13 protein-coding genes are annotated in these 13656 nt (G+C 60.2%); 9 read left to right on the forward strand and 4 right to left on the reverse strand.

Annotated elements, in window-relative coordinates; genetic code table 11:
* The 5 genes from KW837_RS14620 to KW837_RS14640 form a co-directional block, all read left to right on the forward strand.
* Nucleotides 1-3982, forward strand: a 3982-nt coding sequence (locus KW837_RS14620; protein ID WP_256348800.1) for an S-layer family protein, incomplete at its 5' end; no start/stop codon positions are given.
* A gap of 40 nt (nucleotides 3983-4022) precedes the next feature.
* Nucleotides 4023-5537, forward strand: coding sequence for a TolC family protein (locus tag KW837_RS14625; RefSeq protein ID WP_218396762.1), 1515 nt, complete (start codon nucleotides 4023-4025; stop codon nucleotides 5535-5537).
* Nucleotides 5521-6126: an adenylyl-sulfate kinase gene (cysC, locus tag KW837_RS14630; protein WP_123498209.1), complete on the forward strand. Its 606-nt coding sequence runs from the start codon at nucleotides 5521-5523 to the stop codon at nucleotides 6124-6126. The genes KW837_RS14625 and cysC overlap by 17 nt, the downstream gene beginning before the upstream one ends.
* Nucleotides 6123-6908: an aspartyl/asparaginyl beta-hydroxylase domain-containing protein gene (locus tag KW837_RS14635; RefSeq protein WP_218396764.1), complete on the forward strand. Its 786-nt coding sequence runs from the start codon at nucleotides 6123-6125 to the stop codon at nucleotides 6906-6908. The genes cysC and KW837_RS14635 overlap by 4 nt, the downstream gene beginning before the upstream one ends.
* Nucleotides 6896-7840: a sulfotransferase gene (locus tag KW837_RS14640; protein WP_218396767.1), complete on the forward strand. Its 945-nt coding sequence runs from the start codon at nucleotides 6896-6898 to the stop codon at nucleotides 7838-7840. Before KW837_RS14635 ends, KW837_RS14640 begins: the two co-directional genes overlap by 13 nt.
* 118 nt (nucleotides 7841-7958) lie before the next feature.
* On the opposite strand, the gene KW837_RS14645 is transcribed toward KW837_RS14640, so the two are convergent.
* Together KW837_RS14645 and KW837_RS14650 are read right to left on the reverse strand one after the other, a co-directional pair.
* Complete coding sequence (locus KW837_RS14645) at nucleotides 7959-8717, reverse strand: slipin family protein (RefSeq protein WP_008009522.1); 759 nt, start codon at nucleotides 8715-8717, stop codon at nucleotides 7959-7961.
* Nucleotides 8718-8739: 22 nt separating this feature from the next.
* Nucleotides 8740-9267: an NfeD family protein gene (locus tag KW837_RS14650; RefSeq protein ID WP_218396769.1), complete on the reverse strand. Its 528-nt coding sequence runs from the start codon at nucleotides 9265-9267 to the stop codon at nucleotides 8740-8742.
* 210 nt (nucleotides 9268-9477) lie between these two features.
* Here KW837_RS14650 and KW837_RS14655 point away from each other — a divergent pair, with 210 nt between their 5' ends.
* Together KW837_RS14655 and KW837_RS14660 are read left to right on the forward strand one after the other, a co-directional pair.
* Complete coding sequence (locus KW837_RS14655) at nucleotides 9478-9945, forward strand: aminoacyl-tRNA deacylase (protein ID WP_007899556.1); 468 nt, start codon at nucleotides 9478-9480, stop codon at nucleotides 9943-9945.
* Nucleotides 9946-10080: 135 nt separating this feature from the next.
* A complete protein-coding gene (locus KW837_RS14660; RefSeq protein ID WP_218396771.1) occupies nucleotides 10081-10326 on the forward strand; it encodes a DUF2789 domain-containing protein in 246 nt (81 codons plus the stop codon).
* A gap of 3 nt (nucleotides 10327-10329) precedes the next feature.
* Here the strand turns inward: KW837_RS14660 and KW837_RS14665 are convergent, their stop codons facing one another.
* Both KW837_RS14665 and KW837_RS14670 read right to left on the reverse strand, forming a co-directional pair.
* On the reverse strand, nucleotides 10330-10611 hold the full coding sequence (locus KW837_RS14665) for a type II toxin-antitoxin system RelE/ParE family toxin (protein ID WP_218396773.1): 282 nt from the start codon (nucleotides 10609-10611) through the stop codon (nucleotides 10330-10332).
* On the reverse strand, nucleotides 10608-10886 hold the full coding sequence (locus tag KW837_RS14670; RefSeq protein WP_008068580.1) for a hypothetical protein: 279 nt from the start codon (nucleotides 10884-10886) through the stop codon (nucleotides 10608-10610). Before KW837_RS14670 ends, KW837_RS14665 begins: the two co-directional genes overlap by 4 nt.
* Nucleotides 10887-11118: 232 nt before the next feature.
* Between KW837_RS14670 and KW837_RS14675 the strand changes: the two genes are divergently transcribed.
* Both KW837_RS14675 and KW837_RS14680 read left to right on the forward strand, forming a co-directional pair.
* Nucleotides 11119-11754 (forward strand): hypothetical protein, encoded by a 636-nt coding sequence (locus tag KW837_RS14675; protein ID WP_008068581.1) that lies wholly within the window; start codon nucleotides 11119-11121, stop codon nucleotides 11752-11754.
* A gap of 326 nt (nucleotides 11755-12080) precedes the next feature.
* The gene (locus tag KW837_RS14680) at nucleotides 12081-13592 is read left to right on the forward strand and encodes a YdgA family protein (protein WP_218396775.1); all 1512 of its coding nucleotides are present in this window, start codon (nucleotides 12081-12083) and stop codon (nucleotides 13590-13592) included.
* The last annotated feature ends 64 nt before the right edge of the window (nucleotides 13593-13656 follow it).

The raw sequence follows: 13656 nt of genomic DNA on the forward strand, positions 1-13656 counted from the left end.
CAACGCCGGCAGCGGCACCACCGACTCCAACAATTACGCCATCGACACCGTGCGTCCGACCGCCACGATTGTGCTGGCCGATTCAACACTGACCGCGGGCGAAACCTCGCTGGTGACCATCACCTTCAGCGAAGCGGTCAGTGGTTTCACCAACGCTGACCTGACCATCGCCAACGGCACCTTGACCGCCGTGAGCAGCAGCGACGGCGGCATTACCTGGACCGCGACCTTCACGCCAACCGTCGGCGTGAATGACCCGAGCAATGTCATCACCCTGAACAATACCGGTGTGGCCGATCTGGCCGGCAACACGGGCAGCGGCACCACCAACTCCGGCAACTACTCCCTCGATACGGTGCTGCCGACTGCCACTATCGTTGTTGCCGACAATGCGCTGAGAATCGGCGAAACCTCACTGGTGACCATCACCTTCAGTGAAGCAGTCAGCGGTTTCAGCAACGCCGACCTGACCATCGCCAACGGCACCTTGAGCGCTGTGAGCAGCAGTGACGGCGGCGTCACCTGGACCGCGACCTTCACACCGACCAACGCCATCACCGATACCACCAACCTGATCACCCTGGATAACAGCGGTGTGCAAAACGCTTCGGGCAATGCCGGCAGCGGCACCACCGATTCCAACAACTACGCCATCGATACAGTGCGGCCAACGGCAACGATCGTGGTGACGGACACCGCGCTGAGAATCGGCGAAACGTCGCTGGTGACCATCACTTTCAGCGAAGCGGTCAGCGGTTTCACCAACGCGGACCTGACCATTACCAACGGTACCCTGACCGCGGTGAGCAGCAGCGACGGCGGCATCACCTGGACCGCGACCTTCACACCTTCCGCGAGCATCAACGATACAACCAACCTGATCACCCTGGACAATACGGGCATCGCGGATCTGGCGGGCAACGCCGGCAGCGGCACCACCGACTCCAACAATTACGCCATCGACACCGTGCGTCCGACCGCGACGATTGTGCTGGCCGATCCTACACTGACCGCGGGCGAAACCTCGCTGGTGACCATCACCTTCAGCGAAGCGGTCAGCGGGTTCACCAACGCCGACCTGACCATTGCCAACGGCACCCTGACTGCGGTGAGCAGCAGCGACGGCGGCATTACCTGGACCGCGACCTTCACGCCAACCGTCGGTGTAAATGACCCGAGCAACGTCATCACCCTGAACAATACCGGTGTGGCCGATCTGGCCGGCAACACGGGCAGCGGCACCACCAACTCCGGCAACTACACCCTCGATACGGTGCTGCCGACCGCCACTATCGTTGTTGCCGACAATGCGCTGAGAATCGGCGAAACCTCACTGGTGACCATCACCTTCAGCGAAGCGGTCAGCGGCTTCAGCAACGCTGACCTGACCATCGCCAACGGCACCTTGAGCGCCGTGAGCAGCAGTGACGGCGGCGTCACCTGGACCGCGACCTTCACACCGACCAACGCCATCACCGACACCAGCAACGTCATCACCCTGGATAACAGCGGTGTACAAAACGGCTCGGGCAACGCCGGTAGCGGCACCACCGATTCCAACAACTACGCCATCGACACCGTGCGCCCGACGGCCACCATCGTGGTCGCGGACGCGGCGCTGGCGGTGGGGCAAACCTCGGTGGTGACCATCACGTTTTCCGAGGCGGTGACCGGATTTACCACGGCTGACCTGACCGTGAGCAACGGTACCCTGAGCAATCTGAGCACCAGCGATAACATCACCTATACCGCCACCCTGACGCCGACGGCGAGCATCACCGACTCGACCAACCTGATTACCCTGGACAACACCGGAGTGATCGACGGGGCAGGCAACACGGGGACCGGGACCACCGATTCGAATAACTACGCCATCGATAGCCAACGCCCGACCGCCACTATCGTGCTGAGCGACACGACCCTGAAACCGGGCGAAACCGCGCTGGTGACCATCACCTTCAGCGAGGCGGTAACGGGTTTCGACAACGCTGACTTGAGTATCGCCAACGGCACGTTGAGCGCGGTGAGCAGCAGCGACGGCGGCATCACCTGGACCGGGACCTTCACTCCCACCGCCGGGATTACCGATACCAGCAACCTCATCACGTTGAGCAACGGCGGCATCTCGGACCTGGCCGGCAATGCCGGGTCTGGCACCACCAACTCGGCCAATTATGTAGTGGAAACCGAGGTGCCGACCGCCACCATCGTGGTTGCCGATAATGCGCTGAAGGTCGGTGAAACCTCGTTGGTCACCATCACGTTCAGCTCGGCGGTCAGCGGTTTTGACAACGCCGACCTGACGGTAGCCAACGGCACCCTCAGCAACGTTTCGTCCGTCGATGGTGGCGTGACCTGGACCGCAACCTTCACCCCTGCGGTCAGCGTGACGGACACCTCTAACCTGATCAGCCTGAACAACAGCGGTGTGACCAACGCGTCGGGCAACAGCGGCGTCGGCGTGACCGACTCCAACAACTACGCGATTGATACCGTTCGCCCTGACGCGACCATTGTGGTGGCGGACAATAAGCTGGGCATTGGTGAAACCACCACGGTGACCATTACCTTCAGCGAAGCGGTGTCCGGTTTCGACCTGTCGGACCTCAGCGTGGCCAATGGCGTGCTGTCCAACCTGGCCAGTAGCGACGGCGGTGTGACATGGACCGCCACACTCACACCGACCGCGAGCCTTAACGATGCGACCAACCTGATCCTGCTCGACACCGGCAATGTGCTCGACGCGGCGGGTAATGCCGGCGCCAGCATCGCCATTTCCAACAACTACGCACTCGATGCGACTCGCCCGACCGTCACCATCGTGGTTGCCAACCCGAACCTGGGCATTGGCCAGACGACGCTGGTGACCTTCACGTTCAGCGAGGCGGTCAGCGACTTCGATTTGTCGGACTTGAGCGTCACCAACGGCGAGCTGACCAATCTGGCCAGCAGCGACGGCGGCAAGACCTGGACCGGAACGTTCACACCCACCGCGAGCATCACCGACCCGAGCAATTTCATTGCGCTGGACACCAGCAACGTGACGGATCTGGCGGGCAACATCGGCGCCAGCGTCGCGGTGTCCAACAACTACGCCATCGACGGCGAACGGCCGACGGCCACGGTGGTGGTTGCCAACCCGAACCTGGGCGTGGGCCAGACCTCATTGGTGACCTTCACCTTCAACGAAGCTGTGAGTGGTTTCGACCTGTCCGACGTCAGCGTGGCGAACGGCAGCTTGTCCGGTTTGAGCAGCAGTGATGGTGGTAGAACCTGGACCGCGACCCTGACGCCGAACGCCAATGTCAGCAGTGGCAACAATGCGATCAGCCTGAGCGTCGCTGGCGTCAGCGATTCAGCAGGCAACACGGGTAGCGGTGTCAGCCTATCGAACAGCTATGCGATCAATACGGTCGTTGCACCGTCGTCCCCGCCTGTCGTGGTGCCGCCGGAACCCGAGTTCCGGGTCACGGTTCCTGTCACCGTGCCCGATCTGCCCAACGTGCCATTACAACCGATCATCTTCACTGCGCCCACTGGCGATCTCGGCTCGCCGCTGACCTTTACCCCGCTGTTTGAACAGCGAGTGATCGGCAACGGCATTCGGCCTTTGGGCGATATTTTCATGAGCCACGGGGCACTGACGCCTAGCTTTATCGCGCAGGTATTCAGCAGCAGTGAAAACGGTGGCGATGGCTCAGGTCACGGCTTCCTCGGTTTTGGCGGTGGCGACGGCGGGGTCTTTGGCAGCAGCACGCTGTCAAATCTGTTCAATCAGGACACGGGCAGTGAGGGGGAATCGCTGAACGCCTTCGGCAATAACTCAATCAGGATGGGAGATGCTTCCCAAGGACTGCGTGGTGTGTTTGGCGCACCGAGTCTTGGTCAGCAATTGCAACAACTCAAGGACACCGAGCAGCGGCAGATCGAAAGCCTGGCCGCGGCTTTGCACCAGGTCGGCATCAGTGAAATGCAGGCCTGAAAAAACCATTAAAGCAGGGCGGCATCTGGGGGCTCCAAGGATGAAGAGAAGTCAGAAGTTATTCGGCGCCAGCCTGCTGGCGCTGGCGATCAGCGGGTGTGCAGTCACCAGTGAACCGATCGAACGCAGCGTCAGCCAACAGCGCGCCCAAAGCGATCTGCAAAACATGTACAAGGGGCAGGAACCTCTCAGCGGCCCGCTGACCCTGCACCAGGCCATGGCCCGGGCGGTGAAATACAACCTCGAAGGCCGGCTCAAGATCATGGAAGAGGCCTTGGCCAAGCGCCAACTCGACCTCGCCAGCTTCGACATGTTGCCGCGCATGGCGCTGGACGCCGGTTACGTGGGGCGCAACAACGTCAGCGCCTCCAGCAGCCAGAGCGTCGAGACCGGGGCCCAGTCCCTGGAGCCGTCGACCTCCCAGGACCGCGACCGTGAAGTGGCGGACCTGACCATGGTCTGGAACGTGCTCGACTTTGGTGTCAGCTACATCAGCGCCAAGCAACAGGGCGACCAGCGACTGATCGTCCAGGAGCGTCGGCGCAAGGTTATCAACACCATCGTGCAGGACGTGCGCTCGGCCTATTGGCGAGCCATGGCCGCCGAACGTTTGCTCAAACAGATCGACAGCCTCATGGTCCGGGTCGAAAACGCTCGCACCAATAGCCAGAGCATGAGCGAGCAGCGTATTGGCGATCCGATTCAGGCATTGGGCTATCAACGCTCGCTGATCGAAGCCACCCGCCAACTGGAAGAACAACGCCGCGCACTGTCGTTGGCGAAAACCGAATTGGCAACGCTGATCAACCTGCCGCTGAGCACCAATCTGACGCTGGCGACCCAGGACGACTACGTTATCCCGGAACTCAAGGTTGATCTCGCCAGCCTGGAACAGGAAGCCCTGACCAGTCGGCCGGAGTTGCGCGAGCAGGATTACCAGACCCGGATCAGCGCCGCCGAAACCCGCAAAGCCATGCTGCGTCTGCTGCCGGGGCTGGAGTTTGCCGCTGGCGGGCATTACGACAGCAACTCGTTTTTGGTGGAACAGGGCTGGGCGGATTACGGGGTGAAAGTCACCTGGAACCTGTTCAATGTGATTTCCGCGCCCGCCGCGATTGACGTTGCCAAGGCCGGTGAAGAAGTCGCCGCGGCGCGCAGGCAGGCGATGTCGATTGCCATACTGGCGCAGCTTTACGTGGCCAACGCCAACTATCGCGAGGCGATGCGGCAGTTCAAGACCAATCAGCAACTGTCAGACATCGATGGGCAAATCGTCGGCCAACTGCGCAATCGTCATCAGGCGGCCGGGCTGGGCGAACTGGACCTGATCCAGGGCGAGCTGAACACCTTGCAGGCCGATCTGCGACGCGACCTGTCTTACGCCGACCTGCGCAACGCTTACGGGCAGATCTTCGCCAGCGCCGGTCTCGATCCGCTGCCGGACGAAGTGCAATCGACCGAAGTCCAGTCCATCGCCACGGCCCTGGCCAATCGCGAAGAGGCTTGGGCGGCGGGCAACATCTCAGTGCCGGTGGCCCATGCCCCGGTCCAATAATCTGCTGGCGCCGACGGCGAGCATCAGCCGCGCCCAACGGGAGACCCGCAACGGCCATCGCGGCACGGCAATTTTGCTGACCGGTTTGCCGGCCGCGGGCAAGTCAACATTGGCCCAGGCACTGCACGCCGAGTTGTTCGAGCACGGCGTGCAGAGTGTGGTGCTCGATGGCGACGGACTGCGGGTCGGGCTCAATCGCGATTTGGGGTTTACCGACAGCGATCGCCTGGAAAACATCCGCCGTGCCAGTGAACTCGCGGCACTGTTGGTCGAGAACGGGCAGGTCGTCATCCTCGCGATGATCGCGCCTTTGGTGGAGTTGCGTGAAGTGTTCGCCCGACGATTGGGGGAGGATTACCGTGAAGTCTGGTGCAGCGCCTCGTTGGCGGTGTGTGAACAGCGCGATCCCAAAGGTCATTACGCCCGGGCTCGACGGGGTGAGTTGGCGGGGTTTACCGGTATTTCTGCGCCTTACGAGCCACCGCCATGCGCGTCGCTGGTGCTCGACACAGGTGCGCAGTCGGTCGAGGCCTGTCTCGACCGTTTGCTGACCTGGCTCGGCGAATGCGCGGTGTTGCCGAAACGATGAGTCGGCCGGCCTTCTCCCGCTTGCCGGTAACGGTGGATTTGCCGTTGCTGTTGCAGGCGCTGGGGGCGATTGGCGAGGACGCCTGGCACAGCCACTTCAATAGCGATTATTACGCTGGCGACTGGAGCGGTGTGGCGCTGATTTGCGCGGCCGATGCCTTGACTGAACTGTCGCCCGGTCGCGGCGAGACGCTGTTGCGTGCGCCTTGGCTGCAAGATGCTCGATGGCAACAAGGGCTGCGGGATCTGCCGCTGCAGATCGTCTGCGCGCGTCTGCTGCGGCTCGGCCCGGGCGGGCGCATTCACGAGCATCGCGACTATGACCTGGGCGCGCCAGACGCTGACTTGCGTCTGCATATCCCGTTGCTCAGTCCACCCCGAGTGGACTTTCTGCTGGACCGCCAGCGCATGCCGATGGCCGCTGGCGAATGCTGGTTTCTCGACCTGTCGCGGCCGCATCGCGTGGACAATCGCGATACCCGGGCACGGGTTCATCTGGTGCTTGATTGCCGGCCCGACACCTGGCTGGAGCAAGCGATTCTCGACGGGTTGGCAACCACGCCGCCGCCGCAAATCGGTCATGACGCTTTAGCACAGTTCCAGGCATTGGTGGCCAGCGATCCGCAGCTGTGCAAGTCCTTGCAGGGGTTGCAGGACAACGAAGCCTTTATCGTCCGTACCCTGGAACTGTCCGCCGAGCGTGGACTTGCGTTCACCGCTGAAGAACTGCGCGCGGCGATGCGCGACGGTCGCCGTCAATGGAATGAACAATGGAGCGCCTGAACCTGGAAGGCTGGTTGCCGATTCGCGTGTGGCAAGAGGCCGGGCAATGGCAAGTCGACTGGTGCTGGTTCGGTGACACGCCGCTGCATCAGCCGTTTTTTCGTGAGGCCGTGGAAGACGCGCTGCGACTGCCGTTCAATCAGGCGTTTCGCCGGAAATCTGCATTGTCGACCCTCGCTGACTGGCAGGTTTGCAGCCCTGGGCTGGCCCCGAGTGCGTTTATCTTTCATGCCTCGCGATGTGGCTCGACCCTGATCAGCCAGATGCTGGCGCAACTCGACAGCCACATTGTCGTCAGCGAGCCACCGCCGTTGGATGCCTTGCTGCGCAGTGATTTACCCGCCGTCGAGCGCCGTGCAGCCATCAAAGGGGTGCTGTCTGCTTACGGGCAACGTCGGCTTGGCGTGGAGCAACGGCTGGTGATCAAACTCGACGCCTGGAATATCGGTGAACTGCCGTTACTGCGCGAATGCTTCCCCGAAACGCCGTGGTTGTTTCTTTATCGCGATCCGCTGGAGATCGCCGTCTCGCATCTGCGTCGCCCGGGTATGCACATGGTGCCGGGGATGATCGGGGCGAGCGTGCTGGATGAGAAATTTCCGTTCAGCAGCCGTGAGGATTACATCGCCCGGCGGTTGGGGCGGTTGCTGGCGCAGGGATTGGCGCAATGCCGGGCGTTTGGCGGCCTGGCGGTGAACTACAGCGAACTGCCGCAGGCGATGGCGGGGCGGTTGGCAGCGTTCTTTGCATTGGATGTCGAGCAGCGAAAGCAGGTGTTTGCGGCGGTGGGACAACATGCCAAGCAGCCGTCGCAGGGGTTTGTTGGTGACAGCGATGACAAGCGTCGAGAGGCCTCGGTGCTGCTTCGTGAGCGGGTGAATCAGTGGGCGCGGAAGCCTTATGAGGCATTGGAGCAATTGCGCAAAGTATGAGCGCAATGGCTTTTGTGGCGAGGGAGCTTGCTCCCGCTCGGCTGCGAAGCAGTCGCAGGTTTTAGGGCCGCTACGCGACCCAGCGGGAGCAAGCTCCCTCGCCACAGTCATCAGTGCATCAAGGCTTGGACGACAAGTCCGCCATCCCCTTGAGCAACTCGATCGGCAGCGGAAAGACGATGGTCGAACTCTTGTCCCCGGCGATCGAACTCAGCGTCTGCATGTAACGCAGTTGCATGGCCCCCGGCTGACGGCCGAGCATTTCAGCCGCCTGCATGAGTTTTTCCGAGGCTTGCAACTCGCCTTCGGCGTGGATCACCTTGGCCCGACGTTCCCGTTCGGCCTCGGCCTGCTTGGCGATGGCGCGAATCATCGATTCGTTGAGGTCCACGTGCTTGATCTCGACGTTGGCCACCTTGATGCCCCAGGCGTCGGTCTGCGCATCGAGTACTTGCTGGATATCGACGTTCAGCCGTTCCCGTTCGGCCAGCAATTCATCGAGTTCATGTTTACCGAGCACCGCCCGCAATGTGGTCTGGGCCAGTTGGCTGGTGGCCATGAGAAAGTCTTCGACCTGAATGATCGCCCTTTGCGGATCGAGCACGCGGAAATACAGCACCGCATTGACCTTGACCGAGACGTTGTCCCGGGTGATGACGTCTTGCGGCGGTACGTCGAGCACCACGGTACGCAGGTCGACACGAACCATTTGCTGAACCACCGGAATCAGCAGGATCAGGCCAGGGCCCTTGACCTGCCAGAAGCGTCCGAGCTGGAACACCACGCCGCGTTCGTATTCGCGCAGGATGCGGAAGGTCGACCCCGCCAGTGCAATCAGCAGTAACAGCAGCGCGGCAAAACCCAGTTGCAGACCCATGACTATTCTCCGCCATCATTGTTCATACGGGCGCCGCGTCAGCCGCGACCACTTCCAGCAGTAGACCCTTGCGTGCCACTACCCGGACCTGTTGACCCGGTTGCAGCGGTGTTTCGCTCATTGCCTGCCATTGCTCGCCTTGCAGGTGCACCCAGCCGATATAAGCGTTACCGGCCTGCAACGACGTTATCGGCGTCACGGCGCCCAGTATTTCGGCGTCACCGCTGACGTTGCGGCGCGGTCGGGTTTTCAAGGCGCGGATCACCAGGAAAATCAGTAGCAGTGCGCTGATCAGTCCCAAGCCGATCATCAACGGAACAGGGACTTCGGCGTTAGTCAGAATCACTGCCCCAATCACGAACATCACAAGGCCGCCCAGGCCGACCACGCCGTAATTGGGCAAGGCCGCCTCGGCGATCAGAAACGCAATGCCGAAGGTGATCAACCAGAGCCCGAGGGGATCGGGAACCAGCACCACGAGAGTGTCCGCCGCGAAAACCGGTCCGCTCAGGGCCAGCAGCAGCGTAATTGCACAGCAACGCATGTTCACTTGACCCTCCGGGAGAGTCATCCGTCCGCGAGCCGTTCAGGGCTCTGTATACAAGTCTAGTTGACCCTGCATTGGTATGAATTTTGACCAGTGTCGACAGCGTCCGACGGGCGGATTTCCCGCCGGATCCCACCAGCGGGCCTAGACTTTTAAGGGAGGCAAAAGTTAACCATCGTCCGCGATTCGTTGCTGCGGACACCGAGGTGCATCATGCGTATGGCAAAAACCGTGCAGAACAGCCTGGACAAGGCCCACTGCGAATATGACATCGTTTCCCACCCGCACTCGGCCAGCAGCCTTGAAACGGCTCGGCTCGCGGGTATCCCTGCCGAACGGGTCGCCAAATCGGTGATCCTCGACGACCGCCACGGGCATTACTTGATGGCCGTGCTGCCTGCCAGCCGTCACCTGGACCTGAGCAAAGTCCGTGGCAGCAGCGAATGGCAAGTCACCCGTGAAAGCAACCTGCCGCACCTGTTCGACGATTGCGAACGCGGCGCCGTGCCTGCACTGGGTGAATCCTACGGGATGGACATGGTCATCGACCCACAGCTGACCCGGCAGAAAGATATTTACCTGGAAGCCGGCAACCACAACAACCTGGTACACATGAGCGTGCCGGAATTTCTGAAAATGGTGCCGCATGCCGAGGTGTGCGAGTTGAGTCTTTCGGCATAACAGTCGCCCCGACTGACGTCATCGCGGGCAAGCCTCGCTCCTACAGGACTTGCGAAAACCCTGTGGGAGCGGGCTTGCCCGCGAATAGCCGCACCCCGGTCACCCATCCAATAAGCGATCACGAAGGAGCCCGACATGGAATCCCCAACCCACAGCCTCCCATCCCTGTTCAAACAACTCGGCCTGCCGGATGACGCCGAAAGCATCGATAAATTCATCGCTACCCATTCACCACTCAAGCCCGAACTGCACCTGGCGGAAGCGTTCTTCTGGAACGAGAGCCAGGCAGCGCTGCTGCGTGAGGAGATTCTGGATGATGCGGATTGGGCGGAGGTGGTGGATCAGCTGGATGTGCTGTTGAGGAAGGGGCGGGGGGTGTAACAATCATTTTTCTGGTGGCCACTGTCGGGACGTGTGCGCTAGAGCGAGTATCCAGATCGCGTCTGGCCCCGGTTCATAAACGACACGATAGCTCTGATGTGGAATTAGCTCGCGGGTACCTGCAATGATTCCGACAGGGCCGCTTTCAGGGTATTGGGCAATGCGGGATATCGCGTCTTTGAAGCGGTTGTCCATGTCGATGGCGGCTTGCGGGTTGACGGCATGCAGGTAATCCCAAATGTCTGCACGATCCTGTGCTGCTGTTGGCGTCCAGATTATCTTCATTCTTGTATAGCTGCTCGCACTCGCCTGGCAGTGAATTCTGCTTCAACTTCTTCATTGGTCAGGCCATCCCCAGCGCGCATGGACACTCGGGCTTTGTCGACCTTACGTTGCAGGAATGCTTCGTACTCGCGCGATTCTCGTTGGGTTTGAACGAACTGACGCATCATTTCCCTGACGATTTGAGAGGCAGGACGATGAGAAGCTTCTGCTTCGGCCATGAACTGTTCACGCAATTCGGGTTCGAGTTTCATCGTAAAAACGGCTTGTTTTGACATGTCCAAGTCCTCGGAATATGTACTGACGAAGTATATACATCTTCACTACATTTTTTGGGTCAAGCTTGTACACGTCACGACAGACGGACGTTCTTTGCGTTGCGGCCGGGAAAGCGGACGAACGCAAGGGTCACAGCCCGGCAAACCCTGAGGCCGTTGCTATGCTTTGACTTGATGGGGGCGCGTGGCGAACCCGTCGATCAAGGCTTGCGTTGATCATGGGGATCTAATAATGAAAAACCCTTACGCTCCCGGCTTCTGGTGCGCCATTGCGGCATTGGTTTTGCTGTCGGCCACCTATTTCTACGGCGTCATGCTGGCCCACCAGCTCGACACGGCGCTGATATTCCTCGACAGCGCAGCAGCGTTGATCGCCGTGATGGCTATCGTGGTGGTCGCCTGGGCTTCATTACAGAACCAGCGCATCAAGAAGCGACAACTTGAACAAGGCAAGACCCTGGTGCTGATCTGGGACACCAAGGTGGCTTTGCGTCGCGTCGAAACGGTGTTCGACCGGTATTTCTGGGGCAGTTACTGGCAACCGGGGCGCACGTTCCAGGAAGTCATGGGCGAACTCACCGGCACGCCGCTGGAAAAAAGCCTCGAAACCTTGAAAAAACAATGCCTGGCGCTGGACAAGCAAGTGGCCGATGAAGGGTGGCACTGGCTCAACAATGCGCGAGAGCTGTCCGATGTCGCCAACGCCATGGCCCGTGAACGCTATCAGCTGGATTTCTGCGACCCGCGCGCGGAAGTGACCGGCGGGGCGGTGATCAATCGGGATTTTGAAGTGCTGGTGTATACGTGGACTGCTCGGCTCAAGAGCTTTGATCATCAGCTTGATGAGATTGAGGTTCAGTATTCCTGAATTGAGGTTGGCTGGACTGATGCCTTCGCGGGCAAGCCTCGCTCCTACAGGATTTGTGTCGTGCGCAAATTTCGCAAATGACACAAATCCTGTAGGAGCGAGGCTTGCCCGCGAAGGCGATCGAATGACCGCCGAAACTCTCAACCCTTGCCAGTTGTCCACAAGCAGCAATATCCCATAGACACTCTTTCACCTTTAATCATTGGGCCGCTTTGCGGAGCAAATGCTAATCTCCATCCCACTTTCAGCGCAGTCGTGACCGCGACCCGCCATGGGTTCAGGGAAGACGACCACACTTTCAACAACGGACATTGAACGGATACTTCATGAATAAATCAGCAGGCGTGCTTCTAGGAATTGTCGTGGCCATCGGTGCAATCAGCGCTGGCGGTGCGTGGTACACCGGCAGCAAACTCGATGGAGTGCTGAATACCTCGATCACCGACGCCAACAAAGAGCTGCAAGTCGCGCTGGCTGGTTCCAACGGCACGGCGTCGCTGGAACTGGTGTCGCTGGATCGCCATGTGTTCAGCAGCACTGCGCACTATCGCCTCAAGGGTGAGGGCGAGATGTTTGGTGAAGCACCGGTCGAGTTGCTGTTCGTCGACCGCATCGAACACGGTCCGCTGCCGTTCTCGCGCCTGGTGTCGCTGAAGTGGTTGCCGGTCCTGGCGACCAGTCACTACGAGCTGGAAAAGACCCCGCTGACCGAAAAGTGGTTCGCTGCCGCCAAGGACAAATCCCCGGTCAAAGGCGTGGTTAACATCGGCTACGACAATTCCACCAAGGGCACCCTGGAGTTTCTGCCGCTGGAAACCGCACTGGATGACAAATCCAATCTGACCTTTTCCGGTATGAAACTCGATGTAGCCGCCAGTGCTCAGGCGCAAAAGGTCAAGGCAGACGGTTATATGGACAGCCTGAAGCTGACCACTGTGGCTGAAGATCAGACCCCGGTGCAGGTCGAGCTCAACGGCTTGACCGTGGCCAGTAACCTGAACAAAAGCACGTACGGCTATTACACCGGCGAAAACACCGTCGAGCTGACCCACAGCAAGACCACCTTCGGGGCCAAGCAGTCGGTACTCGGCGTCAAGAACTTTGAAATGAAGAACCAGACCGAGGAATCGGGCACCAACGCTTCGGGGCGTGCCGATTACAAGGTCGGTGAAGTGTCCTTGAACGGCAAGGTTATCGGCTCTGCACAAATGGCCATGAGCCTGAAAAACCTCGACATCCCGTCAACGATGTCGCTGATGCAGATCTACCAGACCAAACTGCAACCGTACGAGAAGGCCGCCACTGAAGCCGCTGCCGCCGGTCTACCGGCGCCGGAACTGAACCTGACCCCGGCCGAAGAGGCTCAGGTCAAGACCGGCCTGGAGAAACTGCTGGCCGCAGGTCCCCAGGTGGCTCTGGAAAACCTCTCGTTCAACACCACCAACGGCGAAAGCCGCGCCAACCTGGTGCTGGACCTGACCAAACCGCAGTCCATGGACTTGCCGCCAGACCAGTTGGTCAAGCAGTTGATCGCGCTGCTGGACTTCAACCTCTTGGTGTCCAAGCCAATGCTGGTTGACGTGCTCACCGTGCAGTCGCAAATCGACGGCCAGACCGACGCCAAGCTCATTGCCGATCAGGCGAGCGCAACCGCCGACATGTTCAGCAGCATGGCGGTGGGCACCCAACTGGCGAAAGTGGACGGTAACAACGTCGTCACCAAGCTGCACTACGCCAACAATCAGGTGGACTTCAACGGCCAGAAAATGACCCTCGAAGAATTTGTCGGCTTCGTGATGAGCAAACTTGGCGGCACGGGCGACGTCAGCATCCAGTAAAACTACAGGCCTCACCGCAACGCCCGGCCTCTGCATTACGCAGACGCCGGGCGTTTTGCTGTCT

The sequence above is a fragment of the Pseudomonas sp. PDM24 genome, from assembly GCF_019218905.1.
Lineage (GTDB): Bacteria > Pseudomonadota > Gammaproteobacteria > Pseudomonadales > Pseudomonadaceae > Aquipseudomonas.

Excerpts from the sequence above, each read along its gene's own strand:
- KW837_RS14675 (WP_008068581.1), top strand. The coding sequence starts at position 11,119 with ATGAAAAACCCTTACGCTCCCGGCTTCTGGTGCGCCATTGCGGCATTG.
- KW837_RS14635 (WP_218396764.1), top strand. The coding sequence starts at position 6,123 with ATGAGTCGGCCGGCCTTCTCCCGCTTGCCGGTAACGGTGGATTTGCCG.
- KW837_RS14625 (WP_218396762.1), top strand. The coding sequence starts at position 4,023 with ATGAAGAGAAGTCAGAAGTTATTCGGCGCCAGCCTGCTGGCGCTGGCG.
- cysC (WP_123498209.1), top strand. The coding sequence starts at position 5,521 with ATGCCCCGGTCCAATAATCTGCTGGCGCCGACGGCGAGCATCAGCCGC.
- KW837_RS14660 (WP_218396771.1), top strand. The coding sequence starts at position 10,081 with ATGGAATCCCCAACCCACAGCCTCCCATCCCTGTTCAAACAACTCGGC.
- KW837_RS14640 (WP_218396767.1), top strand. The coding sequence starts at position 6,896 with ATGGAGCGCCTGAACCTGGAAGGCTGGTTGCCGATTCGCGTGTGGCAA.
- KW837_RS14670 (WP_008068580.1), bottom strand. The coding sequence starts at position 10,886 with ATGTCAAAACAAGCCGTTTTTACGATGAAACTCGAACCCGAATTGCGT.
- KW837_RS14645 (WP_008009522.1), bottom strand. The coding sequence starts at position 8,717 with ATGGGTCTGCAACTGGGTTTTGCCGCGCTGCTGTTACTGCTGATTGCA.
- KW837_RS14665 (WP_218396773.1), bottom strand. The coding sequence starts at position 10,611 with ATGAAGATAATCTGGACGCCAACAGCAGCACAGGATCGTGCAGACATT.
- KW837_RS14680 (WP_218396775.1), top strand. The coding sequence starts at position 12,081 with ATGAATAAATCAGCAGGCGTGCTTCTAGGAATTGTCGTGGCCATCGGT.
- KW837_RS14655 (WP_007899556.1), top strand. The coding sequence starts at position 9,478 with ATGCGTATGGCAAAAACCGTGCAGAACAGCCTGGACAAGGCCCACTGC.